General features: G+C 61.7%; 13 protein-coding genes. 7 read left to right on the top strand and 6 right to left on the bottom strand.

The features are described from left to right. Window positions 1–15 precede the first annotated feature (15 nt). Both ubiB and ubiE read right to left on the bottom strand, forming a co-directional pair. The gene (gene ubiB, locus PH551_RS03880) at window positions 16–1,590 is read right to left on the bottom strand and encodes a 2-polyprenylphenol 6-hydroxylase (protein ID WP_285191920.1); all 1,575 of its coding nucleotides are present in this window, start codon (window positions 1,588–1,590) and stop codon (window positions 16–18) included. Window positions 1,591–1,638: 48 nt separating this feature from the next. Beyond that, window positions 1,639–2,415: a bifunctional demethylmenaquinone methyltransferase/2-methoxy-6-polyprenyl-1,4-benzoquinol methylase UbiE gene (gene ubiE / locus PH551_RS03875; protein ID WP_285191919.1), complete on the bottom strand. Its 777-nt coding sequence runs from the start codon at window positions 2,413–2,415 to the stop codon at window positions 1,639–1,641. Between the two features lie 147 nt (window positions 2,416–2,562). Between ubiE and mutM the strand changes: the two genes are divergently transcribed. The 5 genes from mutM (at window position 2,563) to PH551_RS03850 (ending at window position 8,315) form a co-directional block, all read left to right on the top strand. After that, window positions 2,563–3,453, top strand: coding sequence for a bifunctional DNA-formamidopyrimidine glycosylase/DNA-(apurinic or apyrimidinic site) lyase (gene mutM / locus PH551_RS03870; RefSeq protein WP_285191918.1), 891 nt, complete (start codon window positions 2,563–2,565; stop codon window positions 3,451–3,453). A 23-nt stretch (window positions 3,454–3,476) separates the two neighbouring features. After that, the gene (locus tag PH551_RS03865) at window positions 3,477–4,250 is read left to right on the top strand and encodes an enoyl-CoA hydratase (RefSeq protein ID WP_285191917.1); all 774 of its coding nucleotides are present in this window, start codon (window positions 3,477–3,479) and stop codon (window positions 4,248–4,250) included. A 191-nt stretch (window positions 4,251–4,441) separates the two neighbouring features. Then, window positions 4,442–4,720, top strand: a complete 279-nt coding sequence (gene rpsT / locus PH551_RS03860) for a 30S ribosomal protein S20 (RefSeq protein ID WP_064800423.1) — start codon at window positions 4,442–4,444, stop codon at window positions 4,718–4,720. An 838-nt stretch (window positions 4,721–5,558) separates the two neighbouring features. Next, entirely contained in the window at window positions 5,559–7,109 is a 1,551-nt protein-coding gene (gene dnaA, locus PH551_RS03855; protein WP_285192128.1) for a chromosomal replication initiator protein DnaA, read from the top strand. A 123-nt stretch (window positions 7,110–7,232) separates the two neighbouring features. After that, entirely contained in the window at window positions 7,233–8,315 is a 1,083-nt protein-coding gene (locus PH551_RS03850; protein WP_285191916.1) for a saccharopine dehydrogenase family protein, read from the top strand. A gap of 56 nt (window positions 8,316–8,371) precedes the next feature. Here the strand turns inward: PH551_RS03850 and hemW are convergent, their stop codons facing one another. From hemW to rph, 4 genes are read right to left on the bottom strand one after another with little or no spacing between them, the layout of a single operon-like run. Beyond that, entirely contained in the window at window positions 8,372–9,574 is a 1,203-nt protein-coding gene (gene hemW / locus PH551_RS03845) for a radical SAM family heme chaperone HemW (RefSeq protein WP_285191915.1), read from the bottom strand. Window positions 9,575–9,583: 9 nt separating this feature from the next. Next, the gene (rdgB, locus tag PH551_RS03840; RefSeq protein ID WP_085776708.1) at window positions 9,584–10,228 is read right to left on the bottom strand and encodes an RdgB/HAM1 family non-canonical purine NTP pyrophosphatase; all 645 of its coding nucleotides are present in this window, start codon (window positions 10,226–10,228) and stop codon (window positions 9,584–9,586) included. Then, a complete protein-coding gene (locus tag PH551_RS03835) occupies window positions 10,229–10,654 on the bottom strand; it encodes a VOC family protein (RefSeq protein WP_285191914.1) in 426 nt (141 codons plus the stop codon). It abuts the gene before it with no gap. Then, a complete protein-coding gene (rph, locus tag PH551_RS03830) occupies window positions 10,651–11,370 on the bottom strand; it encodes a ribonuclease PH (RefSeq protein ID WP_085776710.1) in 720 nt (239 codons plus the stop codon). The genes PH551_RS03835 and rph overlap by 4 nt, the downstream gene beginning before the upstream one ends. A gap of 125 nt (window positions 11,371–11,495) precedes the next feature. Between rph and hrcA the strand changes: the two genes are divergently transcribed. Then, a complete protein-coding gene (gene hrcA / locus PH551_RS03825; protein WP_085776711.1) occupies window positions 11,496–12,584 on the top strand; it encodes a heat-inducible transcriptional repressor HrcA in 1,089 nt (362 codons plus the stop codon). A gap of 110 nt (window positions 12,585–12,694) precedes the next feature. Then, window positions 12,695–13,330, top strand: coding sequence for a nucleotide exchange factor GrpE (gene grpE / locus PH551_RS03820; RefSeq protein WP_085776712.1), 636 nt, complete (start codon window positions 12,695–12,697; stop codon window positions 13,328–13,330). The last annotated feature ends 5 nt before the right edge of the window (window positions 13,331–13,335 follow it).

Below are 13,335 nucleotides of genomic sequence, written 5' to 3'. Positions count from 1 at the left end.
ATGTTGTCGGAGCGGTCAGCTCAACATCCAGGCAATATAGAGGAGCGTCAATGCGATCACCCAGAGCGCGATCCTGCCCGAGCGGTTGTGCCGCGCCTCGGCCTTGCCGATCGCCTCGGCCGTCTGATCGTCGAAACGCAGGCCGTGTTCGCTCATATGCAGCAGCTGATGGTGGAATTTCTCGGTTTTTGCTGCGATTTCGGGCGCAGCTTCGGCGAGCTTGACCGCCGCCTTCAGCCCATCCTTGAGATCGGTGACGATCCGTTTCGGGCCGAGATTGGTGCGGATCCAGTCGCCGACGACGGGCTCGGAGGCCTTCCACATATTGAAACGCGGGTTGAGCATGCGCGACACGCCCTCGACCACGACCATGGTCTTCTGCAGCATCACCAGCTCCGGCCGTGTCGCCATGTCGAAGAGTTCGGTCACTTCGAACAGCAGCGTCAGCAGCTTGCCCATCGAGATCGTTTCGGCCGGCTGACCGTGGATCGGCTCGCCGATCGCCCGGATCGCCTGGGCGAAGCTTTCGACATTGTGGTGGCCGGGCACGTAGCCGGCCTCGAAATGCACCTCTGCGACACGGATGTAATCGCGGGTGATGAAGCCATAGAGGATTTCGGCGAGGAACCGCCGCTCCTTCTTGCCGAGCCGCCCGACAATACCCATGTCGACCGCGACGATCATGCCGCCGGCATCGACGAAGAGATTGCCGGGATGCATGTCCGCATGGAAGAAACCGTCGCGCAGCGTGTGGCGCAGGAAAGACTGGATCAGCGTGTCGGCGAGCAGGTTGAGGTCATGGCCGGCCGCGCGCAGCCCCTCGACGTCGGACATTCTCGTGCCGTCGATCCATTCCATGGTGATGACGTCGCGGCCCGTGCGCTCCCAGTCGACCTTCGGCACGCGAAAGCCGGGATCGCTGTCGGTGTTTTCGGCAATCTCCGAAAGCGCTGCGGCCTCAAGGCGAAGATCCATCTCCACCTTCGTCGTCTGTTCCAGCGTCTTCGTCACCTCGACCGGCCGCAGCCGCCGGCTGGAGGGCATGAAGCGCTCCTGCATATGAGCGACCAGGTACATTGCCTCGATGTCATGGACAAAACGCTGGCGCACGCCCGGTCGGACGACTTTGACGGCGACCTTCCTTCGGCCTTCTGTCGTTCCGACTTCGGCGGGGTGCACCTGCGCGATCGAGGCGGCGGCGATCGGCTCGCCGAAGCTCGCATAGAGTTCATCGACCGGCCGCCCGAGCGATCCTTCGATATTCGCCTTTGCGGCCGCCGAGGGAAAGAAGGCCATCCGGTCCTGTAACTGAGACAGGTCGTTGGCGAATTCGACGCCGACGACGTCAGGCCGCGTGGCCAGGAACTGACCGATCTTGACATAGGAGGGGCCGAGCCGCTCGACGGCCTGTGCCAGCCGATCGCTGCGCTTCTGATACCGCGCCCTGCCGCGCTCGAAAATCGTGACGAAGGATTTGGCAAGTGCGACCGAAGGCGGCAGGCCTTCGGACGGCAGGGCCGACACGACGCCTTCGCGCACGAGCACCCAGCCGACGCGCCAAAGGCGAAAATAGGCTCCGAAAGTGCTCATGCTGAAGTGCCTCGCCGAGGGAGGTTCGTCTTCTTTTCCTTCATTCCCTCAGAGCTTCCAGCCGGAATGGAGCGCGGCGATGCCGCCGGTATAATTGGTATAGGTGACGCGCGAAAAACCAGCCTGTCGGATCATCGCCGCGAAATTCTCCTGGTTCGGAAACTTGCGGATCGATTCAACGAGATACTGGTAGGGTTCGGCATCGCCGGTAATCGCCTTGCCGAATTGCGGAATGGCGTTGAACGACCAGGCGTCATAAATCTTGTCGAGAAGCGGCATGTCGACTTCCGAAAACTCCAGGACCAGCAGCCGACCGCCGCGTTTCAACACGCGATAGGCCTCGGACAGCGCCTTGTCGATCCTCGGCACGTTGCGGATGCCGAAGGCGATCGTATAGGCATCGAAGCTGGCGGCCTCAAACGGCAGTTCCTCGGCATTCGCCTCAATGAAGGTGAGATTGTCGGAAAGCTTCTTCTTTGCCGCCCGTTCGGCGCCGACGCCAAGCATCGAGCCGTTGATATCGAGCACCGTCGCATGTGCCTGCCGACCAGAGGCCTCGATGATGCGAAAGGCGATGTCGCCGGTGCCGCCGGCAACGTCGAGCACCTTGTAGCCTGGCTCCTTGCGCGGGTTGAGCGCCGAGATCATCGCATCTTTCCAGACCCGGTGCATGCCCATCGACATGACGTCGTTCATGATGTCGTAGCGCTTGGCGACCTTGTGGAATACCTGGTTGACCAGCCCCTGTTTCTCGCCGCCCGGCACCTTGCGGAAGCCGTAAGAGGTCTCCATGCCGCCATCGGCGGAAGTGCGGCTTTCTGACATCAGGCTGCTCCGTTCCTTGAAGATCGGCGCGGCGACCGTAGCGAAAGACCGCGCGCGACGTTATCACTGGACCGCGCTCTCCGCGGCACATGGCGCTATAGCGCACATCGTCCTCGGTTGAAACACGTTCGATAGAGATGGGTTAAGATGCCGGAATTGCCAGAAGTCGAAACCGTCAAACGCGGCCTGGCGCCGGCGATGGAAGGCGCTCTGGTTGCCAGGCTGGAACTGCGGCGCAAGGATTTGCGCTTCCCCTTTCCCGATGCCTTGGCGGACAGGGTTTCCGGACGCACCATCGTCGGTCTCGGCCGCCGCGCAAAATATTTGCTGATCGATCTCGACGACGGCAACACGCTGATTTCCCATCTCGGTATGTCCGGTTCCTTTCGCATCGAAGAGGGCGCCGCCTCCGCAACGCCGGGGCAATTCCACCACGCACGCTCGAAGGACGAGAAACACGATCATGTCGTTTTTCATCTGCAGGGTCCGGACGGCGTTCGCCGCGTCATCTACAACGACCCGCGCCGCTTCGGCTTCATGGATATGGTCGGACGCGCCGATCTTGCCGCCCATCCCTTCTTCCGCGATCTCGGCCCGGAGCCGACGGGAAACGAACTCGGCGCCGCCTATCTGGCCGAACGCTTCCGGGACAAGGCGCAGCCGCTGAAGAGCGCGCTACTCGACCAGAAGAACATTGCCGGTCTCGGCAATATATATGTATGCGAGGCGCTGTGGCGCGCGCATTTGTCGCCGCTGCGTGCCGCCGGCACGCTGGTGACGCCCGGCGGCCGGCCGAAGCAGCAGCTCGACCTGCTGGTCGCCTCGATCCGCGACGTCATCGCCGATGCGATCGCCGCCGGCGGCTCGTCGCTGCGAGACCATATCCAGGCCGACGGATCGCTCGGCTATTTCCAGCATTCCTTCTCCGTCTATGATCGCGAAGGTGAGGCTTGCGGCACGCCCGGCTGCGGCAGTACGGTCGGTCGCATCGTGCAGGCGGGCCGCTCCACCTTCTATTGCGCCGCCTGTCAGAAGTAACAGTGAGAAACCGGGAGAGCAGCATGGCTTACGAGACCTTGATCGTGGAAACCCGAGGCACTGTCGGCCTCGTCACGCTGAACCGCCCGCAGGCGCTGAACGCGCTGAACTCCACTGTGCTGAGGGAACTGAAGCAGGCCTATGCCGCTTTCCATGAAGACGATACCGTCGGTGCGATCGTGCTCACCGGCTCCGAACGCGCTTTTGCCGCCGGTGCCGACATCAAGGAGATGCAGTCGCTTCAGTTCGCCGATATCTATAAGAGTGATTTCATCAGCGGCTGGGATGACGTCGCCAAGGCGCGCAAGCCTGTCATCGCTGCCGTCAGTGGCTTTGCCCTCGGCGGTGGCTGCGAACTTGCCATGATGTGCGATTTCATTATCGCCTCGGAGACCGCGAAGTTCGGCCAGCCGGAGATCACCCTTGGCGTCATTCCCGGCATGGGCGGCTCGCAGCGGCTGACGCGCGCCGTCGGCAAGGCGAAGGCCATGGACCTGATCCTGACCGGCCGCGTGATGGATGCGGCCGAGGCGGAACGATCCGGACTCGTTTCGCGTGTGGTGGCGCCCGAGCGTCTCATCGACGAGGCTTTGGCCGCGGCCGAAAAGATCGCCTCGCTTTCACAGCCCTCGGTCATGATGGCCAAGGAGGCGGTCAGCCGCGCCTTCGAGACGACGCTGGAGGAAGGGTTGCGGTTCGAACGCCGCCTGTTTCATAGTCTCTTTGCCACGGACGATCAGAAAGAAGGCATGGCCGCCTTCATCGAGAAGCGCAAACCTGCCTTCAAGCACCGTTGAATCCTTTTCGGCGCTTGCTGCCGGAAAGCTTGAAAATCCGCGTTGACGCGGGCCGGCTTTAGGGTTATATGCCCGCCCACGGTTCGGAAAGCCGCTCTGGTTTTCCGCGATTGCTCCCGTATTGCTGGATTTGGTGGCCGCAGGGCCCGCGGTAATGGCGGAGTTTGTTCGAATTCTTGAGAGAGGCATCCATGGCCAATACAACTTCGGCGAAAAAAGCGACCCGCAAGATCGCCCGCCGTACCGACGTCAATAAGGCTCGTCGCTCGCGCGTGCGTACTTTCGTTCGCCAGGTCGAAGAGGCCATCGCATCCGGTGACGCCGACAAGGCGAAGGCAGCTTTCCTGGCCGCTCAGCCGGAACTCGCCCGCGCCGCCAGCAAGGGTGTGCTGCACTCCAACACGGCATCGCGCAAGGTCTCTCGCCTGGCCGCTCGTGTGAAGGCTCTGTCGGTCTCCACGACCGCGTAATAATCCATTAACGACCTCCTCGTTATGATTAGCCCGGTAATTTTACCGGGCTTTTTCGATTCCGCCGAACAACCTCTGCATGGTAAATCTCACGACTGTTTCGTGTCAGTGCCATGACATGAAAAAGACTTTAAAAACAAGTGCTTGCGCAAGGATGCTTTCCCGTTGCGCGACTCTGGCCGAACCTTTGCGGATCACGGGCGAGTCAAGAAGATTTTTATTTTTTTTCTTTCTTTGCGTGTCAAAATAGCCCGAATGGGGAATCTCTTTGATTCAACTGCGATTCTTTTTTGACGCTGGTGTGACGCCCGAAAAGGGCGGCCGGAGTCAATGGCCGCATCTTAATTTTGCGTAAAATTCATCGTTGATCTTGCCATTTGATCCTGCCTAAATGGCGTCCAACAGAGGGCGCGGACATCACCTGCAGAGTTCGGTCTTAACTGCCACGTCGGCAGGGCGATGAATTTGTGCCATCTGTTACGGAGCCTTGCGCTTCCGTTTTTTCAAGCACTTGACGGATTTGGGCCGTAACGTGGCTGTTACGGGACAGGGATGTTTTGTGCCTATGGCAACCACACGTTTAACGTGAGGCTGCCGGATAGGGATAGTAATATTGCGTTCGGGCTGGTCGGCCGAAAACGAGGATTGACCGACAGCCTGGCACGGAAAGCCGATGAAGGCGCCGCATGAATGCGGTACCTGCAATGGACTTCTGTGTCGTGTTTGAGTGAACCGGCAGGCGAGTGGCTTCATGAGGATGCCGCCAGCCCGTCAAAGCGGGGAATGATCGGGCGGCTGTTTTAGCGGAGGCCGCCCGGTGGAATTGAAAGGCGGCATTATGCAGATGAATACGATGATGGCAGGCGGGCTCGACAATGGGGATGCGGCACCGCAAGCGTTCGGCTCCATGCGCCAGGAAGTGGGGGAAGCTAAGGCGGAAATGAAGCAGAGCATTTTGTTTGAGCGCGTCAGCGCGCGCTTGAAGGCCCAGGTCGGTCCTGACGTCTATGCCAGCTGGTTTGCCAGGTTGAAGCTGCATTCGGTCTCGAAGAGCGTCGTTCGCCTTTCTGTTCCCACGACCTTCCTGAAGTCGTGGATCAACAATCGTTATCTCGATCTCATCACCGGTCTGTTCCAGGCCGAAGACCCGGAAATCCTGAAAATCGAAATCCTGGTGCGCACCGCAACGCGCAGCGGCATGAAGGCCGTCGACGAGGTGGTCCAGCCCGAGCCGGCTGCTCCCGCGCAGATGCGCCGTCCGCCGAGCGCCCAGCCGGCCGGTCAGGCCGTCCAGCAGGCAGTTTCGGCCGTTGCCGCCGCAAGGCCCGCAAGCCTCGGTACCCCGCTGTTCGGCTCGCCGCTCGACAGCCGTTTCACCTTCGATACCTTCGTGGAAGGCAGCTCGAACCGCGTCGCGCTTGCGGCTGCCAAAACGATCGCGGAAGTCGGCTCCGGCGCCGTACGGTTCAATCCGCTGTTTGTCCATTCGACGGTCGGGCTCGGCAAGACTCATCTCTTGCAGGCGATCGCCAATGCGGCGGTCCAGAACCCGCGGGCCCTGCGTGTCGTCTATCTGACGGCCGAATATTTCATGTGGCGCTTCGCCACGGCGATCCGCGACAACGACGCGCTGACGCTGAAAGACTCGTTGCGCAACATCGACCTCTTGATCATCGATGACATGCAGTTCCTGCAGGGCAAGATGATCCAGCATGAATTCTGCCATCTCCTGAATATGCTGCTCGACAGCGCCAAGCAGGTCGTCGTCGCCGCCGACCGCGCGCCATGGGAGCTGGAGTCGCTCGATCCGCGCGTCCGCTCGCGCCTGCAGGGCGGTGTTGCCATCGAACTCGACGCGCCGGATTATGAAATGCGCCTCGAAATCCTCAAGCGGCGCCTGGCCGCGGCCCGGCTCGAGGACCCCTCTCTCGAAATTCCCGCAGACCTCCTGCAGCATGTCGCCCGCAATATCACGGCCAGCGGCCGGGAACTCGAAGGCGCCTTCAACCAGCTGATCTTCCGCCGCTCCTTCGAGCCGAACCTGTCGATCGAGCGCGTCGACGAATTGCTCGCCCATCTCGTCGGTTCGGGCGAACCGCGCCGTGTACGCATCGAGGATATCCAGCGCATCGTCGCCAGGCATTACAACGTCTCGCGCCAGGAACTGGTCTCCAATCGGCGCACCCGCGTGATCGTCAAGCCGCGCCAGATCGCCATGTATCTGTCGAAGACGCTGACGCCGCGCTCCTTTCCGGAAATCGGCCGCCGCTTCGGCGGGCGCGATCACACGACCGTGCTGCATGCCGTGCGCAAGATCGAGGAGCTGATATCAGGTGACACCAAGCTTTCGCACGAAATCGAGCTGCTGAAGCGGCTGATCAACGAGTAATCAGCGGACCTGTCGGGAAATTTGACGGCTGGAAGCGATTCCAGCCGTTTTCCTTTATAAGCTTTTTATTCTATACCTCCCCGCGTCCAAGAAGAGCGCCGAACGGCGCATGGGAGGGAATGAATGAGTTTCGAAAAGATCGCCGTTCTCGGCCTCGGCAAGGTCGGGCGGCTGGCGGCAACGCTGTTGCATGAAGGCGGCTTCAAGGTCATTGGTGTCGATGCGCAACTGCCCCTGGGCGAGCTGCCCTTTACATGCCGCGCAGGCGACATATCCGATCCGCAGGTGATCGGCGAACTGCTCTCGAACGTTGAGGCGGTGCTGTCTTGCCTGCCCTATCACCTGAACATCGAGCTGGCTCGCGCTGCCCATCTTGCCGGCATTCATTACTTCGATCTGACGGAAGACGTCCCAACCACCAATTTCATCATCGAACTGTCGAAGACCGCCCGCGGACTTATGGCGCCGCAATGCGGCCTGGCGCCCGGTTTCGTCGGCATCGTCGGCGCAAGCCTGGCCGACGGCTTCGATCGCTGCCGATCGATCCGCATGCGCGTCGGCGCCCTGCCGCAGCATCCCACGGGTCTTCTCGGCTATGCCTTCAACTGGTCGCCGGAAGGCGTCGTGAACGAATATCTGAACGATTGCGAGGTCATCGAAGCCGGCGTGCGCAAGCTCGTCTCGCCGATGGAGTGGCACGAGACCATCTATGTCGGTGGTGTCAAGCTCGAAGCCTTCACGACATCGGGCGGCCTCGGCACCATGTGCGACACCATGCTCGGCACGGTTGACAATCTCGACTACAAGACCATGCGTTATCCCGGCCATATGGAGCTGATGAACTTCTTCTTCCATGAGCTCTTGATGCGCGACAAGCGCAAGCTCGCCGGCGAGATCCTGACCAATGCCAAGCCGCCTGTCGAAGACGATGTCGTCTACGTGCACGTGGCCGCGGAAGGCACGGAGAACGGCAGCCTGCGTCGCAAGGAATTCGTGCGCGCTTATTACCCGATCGAGATCGCCGGCGCCCGCCGCACAGCGATCGCCTGGACGACGTCGGCCTCGGTCGTCGCCGTCATCGAGATGGTCCGCGATGGTCTCTTGCCGGCGTCCGGTTTCCTGCACCAGGAACACATTCCGCTGGAGATGTTCCTGAAGACGCCGACCGGCAGCCTCTTCAACGCAGGCGCCACCAGCCACGGCTGAGAAGATTTTTCGGCGCGGGCAGCGATATCGTTACCGCGCCGGAACTCTTATGGGTGTCAGCAGGCGAGATCGGCGACGACGGAATCGAGGATCAGCATGCCCGATGGCGTGCAGCGCAGCCGCGAATTGCCGATCCGCTCGACGAATTTGTGTTCGAGCAGGAATTCCTCGCGTTTCGGGTCGAGCTCACGGCCCGAAAGCTGCTGCCAGCGGGCGAGATCGACGCCTTCCCGGAGCCGCAGTCCCATCAGCAGCAGTTCGTCCGACTGTTCCTCGAAACCGAGCCGCTCCTCATCGAGAATGCCGTGGCCGTCGCGCTCGACCATCTCGAGCCAGGCTTCCGGCTTGCGCTCGGTCGCCGTCGCGAGCTTCTCATGCCCACGCGTCAGCCGGCCGTGCGCGCCCGGACCGATGCCGGCATAGTCGCCGTACCGCCAGTAGGTCAGGTTATGGCGGCTTTCGGCACCCGGCCGGGCATGATTGGAAACCTCGTAGGCGGGCATGCCCTCACGCGTCGTGATCTCCTGCGTCGCCTCGTAGAGTAGGGCCGATTGCTCGCCGTCCGGCACGATCAGCTTGCCTGATTTGTGCAGACCGAAGAAGGGCGTGCCTTCCTCGATGGTCAACTGATAGAGCGACAGATGGTCGACCGCATAGGAGATTGCTTCCTTCAGTTCCTTCTCCCATTCCTCGACCGTCTGGTCCGGCCGGGCATAGATGAGGTCGAAGGACATACGCGGGAAGATCTCGCGCGCCAGCCGGATCGCCTTCAGCGCGTCGGCGACGTCATGCAGCCGGCCGAGGAATTTCAGATCGCGGTCGTTCAGCGCCTGTACGCCGAGCGAGACACGGTTGACGCCGACCGCGCGGTAGCCGCGGAACCGTTCGGCCTCGACGCTCGACGGATTGGCTTCCATGGTGATTTCGATGCCGGCGGGCACATGCCAGTGCCGCGCGATGCCGTCGAGAATGGCATCGACCGTCTCCGGCTTCATCAGCGACGGCGTGCCGCCGCCGAGGAAGATGCTCGTCACCGTCTTCGACCCGCTCATTGCCCGGACTGCCGCCATCTCCTTCAGAAAGGCCGATGCAAAGCGCTCCTGGTCCACCGGCTGATGGCGTACATGGCTGTTGAAGTCGCAATAGGGACACTTCGCCGCGCAGAAGGGCCAATGCACATAGACGCCGAAGCCGGGCTCGCCGGTATCGGGCAGCAGCGCGGCGTCGCGCGAGAGGCTTGGCGTATCGAAATTGCCCACGAACAGACCTTATGCCTCCAGGCAGGTTTCGACAAAAAGTTTGAAGGCACGGGCCCGATGCGACAGCGCCTGCGGCTTGCCGAGGTTCCAGCCGTGTTTCTCCTCGCCGCTCATTTCGCCGAAGGTGACGTCATAACCCTCGGGCTGAAAGACCGGATCGTAGCCGAAGCCTTGCGTGCCGCGCGGCGGCCAGACGACATGGCCTTCGACCTCGCCGCGGAAAAGCTCGGTATGCCCGTCCGGCCAGGCAAGGCAGAGCACGCTGACGAAACGCGCCCCGCGCTGTTCAGGCGTCGTTGCGCCGGCATCCTGCAGCGCCTTTTCCACCTTGGCCATCGCCATGTCGAAATCGCGCGTGCCGTCTGCGGTCTCCGCCCAGTTGGCGGTGTAGACGCCGGGATCGCCACCGAGCGCGTCGACCACCAGCCCGGAATCATCCGAAAGCGCCGGCATGCCGGCGGCATTGGCCGAGGCCACCGCCTTGATCGTCGCATTCTCCTCGAAGCTCGTGCCGGTCTCGTCAGGTTCGACGAAATTCAGTTCGGCCGCGGATTTGGCGGTGAAGCCAAGCGGCCCGATCAATTCCTGGATCTCGCGGATCTTGCCGGCATTGTGGCTGGCGACGACGATTGTTTTGGTTTCGAGCTTGCGCATTCAGATATCCTGTTCGAGGCCCCAGATTTTTGCCTCCGCGCATTCCAGGCTGTTGCCGGCAGGGTCGCGGAAATAGATCGAGCGGCCGCCATTTGGCCAGTGCACCTCGGATTCGATCGCGACATCAGCCGCCTTCAGCCGTTCGGCCATGGCATCGATATTGCGGCCGGACACACGAAAACAGGCATGGCCCTGGCCGGTCGCGCCATGCGGCGGCACCTGCAGCGCGTCGGCTGCCGGCGGCTTTATCGTTTCCTCGGGGTTGAAGATGAGGAGAACGCCTGGCCCACAGCGGAAGAAGACATGCCGGCTGCCGGCGCGGGAGATCTTTTCAAGCCCGAGAACGCCCTCGTAGAACGTCTCGGCCTGATCGAGATCGCGCGCATAAAGCGCCGTTTCCAACATGCCTTCCAGCATGGCATTCATCCCGCAATCGCCTCTTTCTGCAGGGTGACGAGTTCGCTGATGCCGTTCTTGGCAAGCCGCATCAGAGAGCTGAATTCCTCTTCGCTGAACGGCGTGCCTTCGGCCGTGCCCTGGATTTCGACGATGCCGCCGGCGCCGGTCATGACGAAGTTCGCATCGGTCTCGGCAGAGGAATCCTCGAGATAATCGAGGTCGATCACCGGCTGGTTGGCGAAAACGCCGCAGGAGATGGCGGCGACATGATCCTTCAGGACCCGGTCGACCTTGATCATGTTGCGGCTTTCCATCCATTTCAGGCAATCGTAAAGCGCGATCCAGCCGCCGGTGATCGAGGCGGTCCGTGTGCCGCCATCGGCCTGGATGACGTCGCAATCGAGCGTGATCTGCTTTTCGCCGAGCGCCTGCAGATCGACGACGGCGCGCAGCGACCGGCCGATCAGCCGTTGGATTTCCTGCGTGCGGCCGCCCTGCTTGCCGGCGGCGGCCTCGCGTTTCATGCGCTCGCCGGTCGCCCGCGGCAGCATGCCGTATTCGGCCGTGACCCAGCCCTTGCCGGTGTTGCGCAGCCATGGCGGCGTCTTTTCCTCGAGGCTTGCGGTGCAAAGCACATGCGTATCGCCGAATTTCACCAGGCAGGAGCCTTCCGCATGCTTGGAAAAATTGCGCTCGAACGAGACCTTGCGCATCTGGTCGGTTTTTCTGCCTGAAGGCCGCATTCTTATCTCCTGGAGTTGCTGACCGCTTCTACGATTGGCGGCGCTCATTTGCAAATTCCCTTTTGCCACGCGTGCGAGTTTGACTATATTTTCGGGAGCATCATCAGCGTGGGTTCGAGAGGTTCATGGGCATCAGGTCGACGTCGGTTTCGGATGCCGTTGCTGCGCTGGACGAGCGCTCCAGAGAAATTTTTCGCCGCATCGTCGAGGGTTATCTCGAAAGCGGCGAGCCGCTCGGCTCGCGCAATCTGTCGCGCCTGTTGCCGATGTCACTCTCGCCGGCGTCGGTGCGAAATGTCATGAGCGATCTCGAGGAACTCGGTCTCATCTATTCCCCCCATGTCAGCGCCGGCCGGCTGCCGACCCAGATCGGGCTGCGCTTCTTCGTCGATGCCTTCATGCAGATCGGCGATCTCTCCGCCGAGGACCGCGCCAGTATCGACCGCCAAGTGCGGGCCGAAAGCGGCGGCAATCCGGTGGAATCGATGATGAACGAGGCGAGCCGCATGCTTTCCGGCATCTCGCGCGGGGCCGGCCTCGTCATCACCTCGAAAAGCGATCCGGTGCTGAAACATGTCGAGTTCATCCGGCTTGAACCGACAAAGGCGCTCGCCGTGCTCGTCGGCGATCACGACCAGGTGGAAAACCGCATCATCGAACTGCCTGCCGGCATCACCTCCTCGCAGTTGACGGAGGCGGCGAATTTCCTCAACGCGCACATGTCCGGCCAGACGCTGCCGGAGCTGCGCAAACAATTAAGCCGTTTGAAGGATGATGTCCGCCACGAGCTCGATGCGCTCTCGCGCGATCTTGTCGAGCGCGGCATCGCCGTCTGGGCCGGCAGCCCGGAGGAGGGAAAGCCCGCCCAGCTGATCATCCGCGGCCGCGCCAACCTGCTCGAGGGCCTTGCCGGCGCCGAAGATCTCGACCGGCTTCGCATGCTGTTCGACGATCTCGAAAAAAAGGACAGCCTGATCGAGCTTCTCAACCTGGCCGAAAGCGGTTCGGGCGTGCGCATCTTCATCGGTTCGGAAAACAAGCTCTTCTCGCTGTCCGGCTCGTCGCTCATCGTCGCGCCCTATCGCGACGATGATGACCGGATCGTCGGCGCTGTCGGCGTCATCGGCCCGACGCGGCTCAATTATTCCCGCATCGTGCCGATGGTGGATTACACCGCTCAGCTGGTCTCCCGCCTGTCGCGCAATCCGCTTTGACATCATCACTGAGGAAGCGCGGAATTTTCGCTTCTTCGTCACGCAGACTTGATTTTTTCCGGCCAAACCTCGATATCGGGCGCATCTGAAAATACCAACCGGAGACCGTCATGACCGATGAAACGACGAAAAACGGACCTGACGCAACTGCGGCCGATGCCGCAGCCGACGCTGCCGTCAACGTCGAGACTGCCACTGTCGAGCAGGAGGAGGCCAAGCAGCCGGATCCGCTCGAGCTTCTGAAGGCCGAGAATGCCGAGCTGCGTGACCGCTATCTGCGACTTGCCGCCGAGATGGATAATCTGCGCCGTCGCACCGAGCGCGAGGTGAAGGATGCAAAATCCTATTCCGTCGCCGGTTTCGCTCGCGACATGCTCGCCGTCTCGGACAATTTGCGCCGGGCGCTGGACGCCATCTCTCCCGAGGCCAAAGCCACGGCCGACGCCGGCCTCACCACGCTGATCGAAGGTGTGGAAATGACCGAGCGCTCGATGCTCTCGGCGTTGGAGCGACACGGCGTTCGCAAGCTGGAGCCGGTCGGCCAGAAATTCGATCCGAATTTCCATCAGGCCATGTTCGAGGTGCCGAACTCCGAAGTGCCGAACAACACCGTCGTCCAGGTCGTGCAGGCCGGCTTCACCATCGGCGAGCGCGTCCTGCGCCCGGCCATGGTCGGCGTCGCCAAGGGCGGCCCGAAACCGGTTGAGGCCGAAGCCAATTCCGTCTTCGACGAGAAAGACGCCTGAGGTCG

Origin of the sequence: Rhizobium atlanticum (assembly GCF_030182485.1) — a bacterium.
GTDB lineage: Bacteria > Pseudomonadota > Alphaproteobacteria > Rhizobiales > Rhizobiaceae > Rhizobium.
The sequence above is the reverse complement of the archived record's forward strand: the minus strand, read 5'-3'. Positions and strand labels throughout refer to the sequence as shown.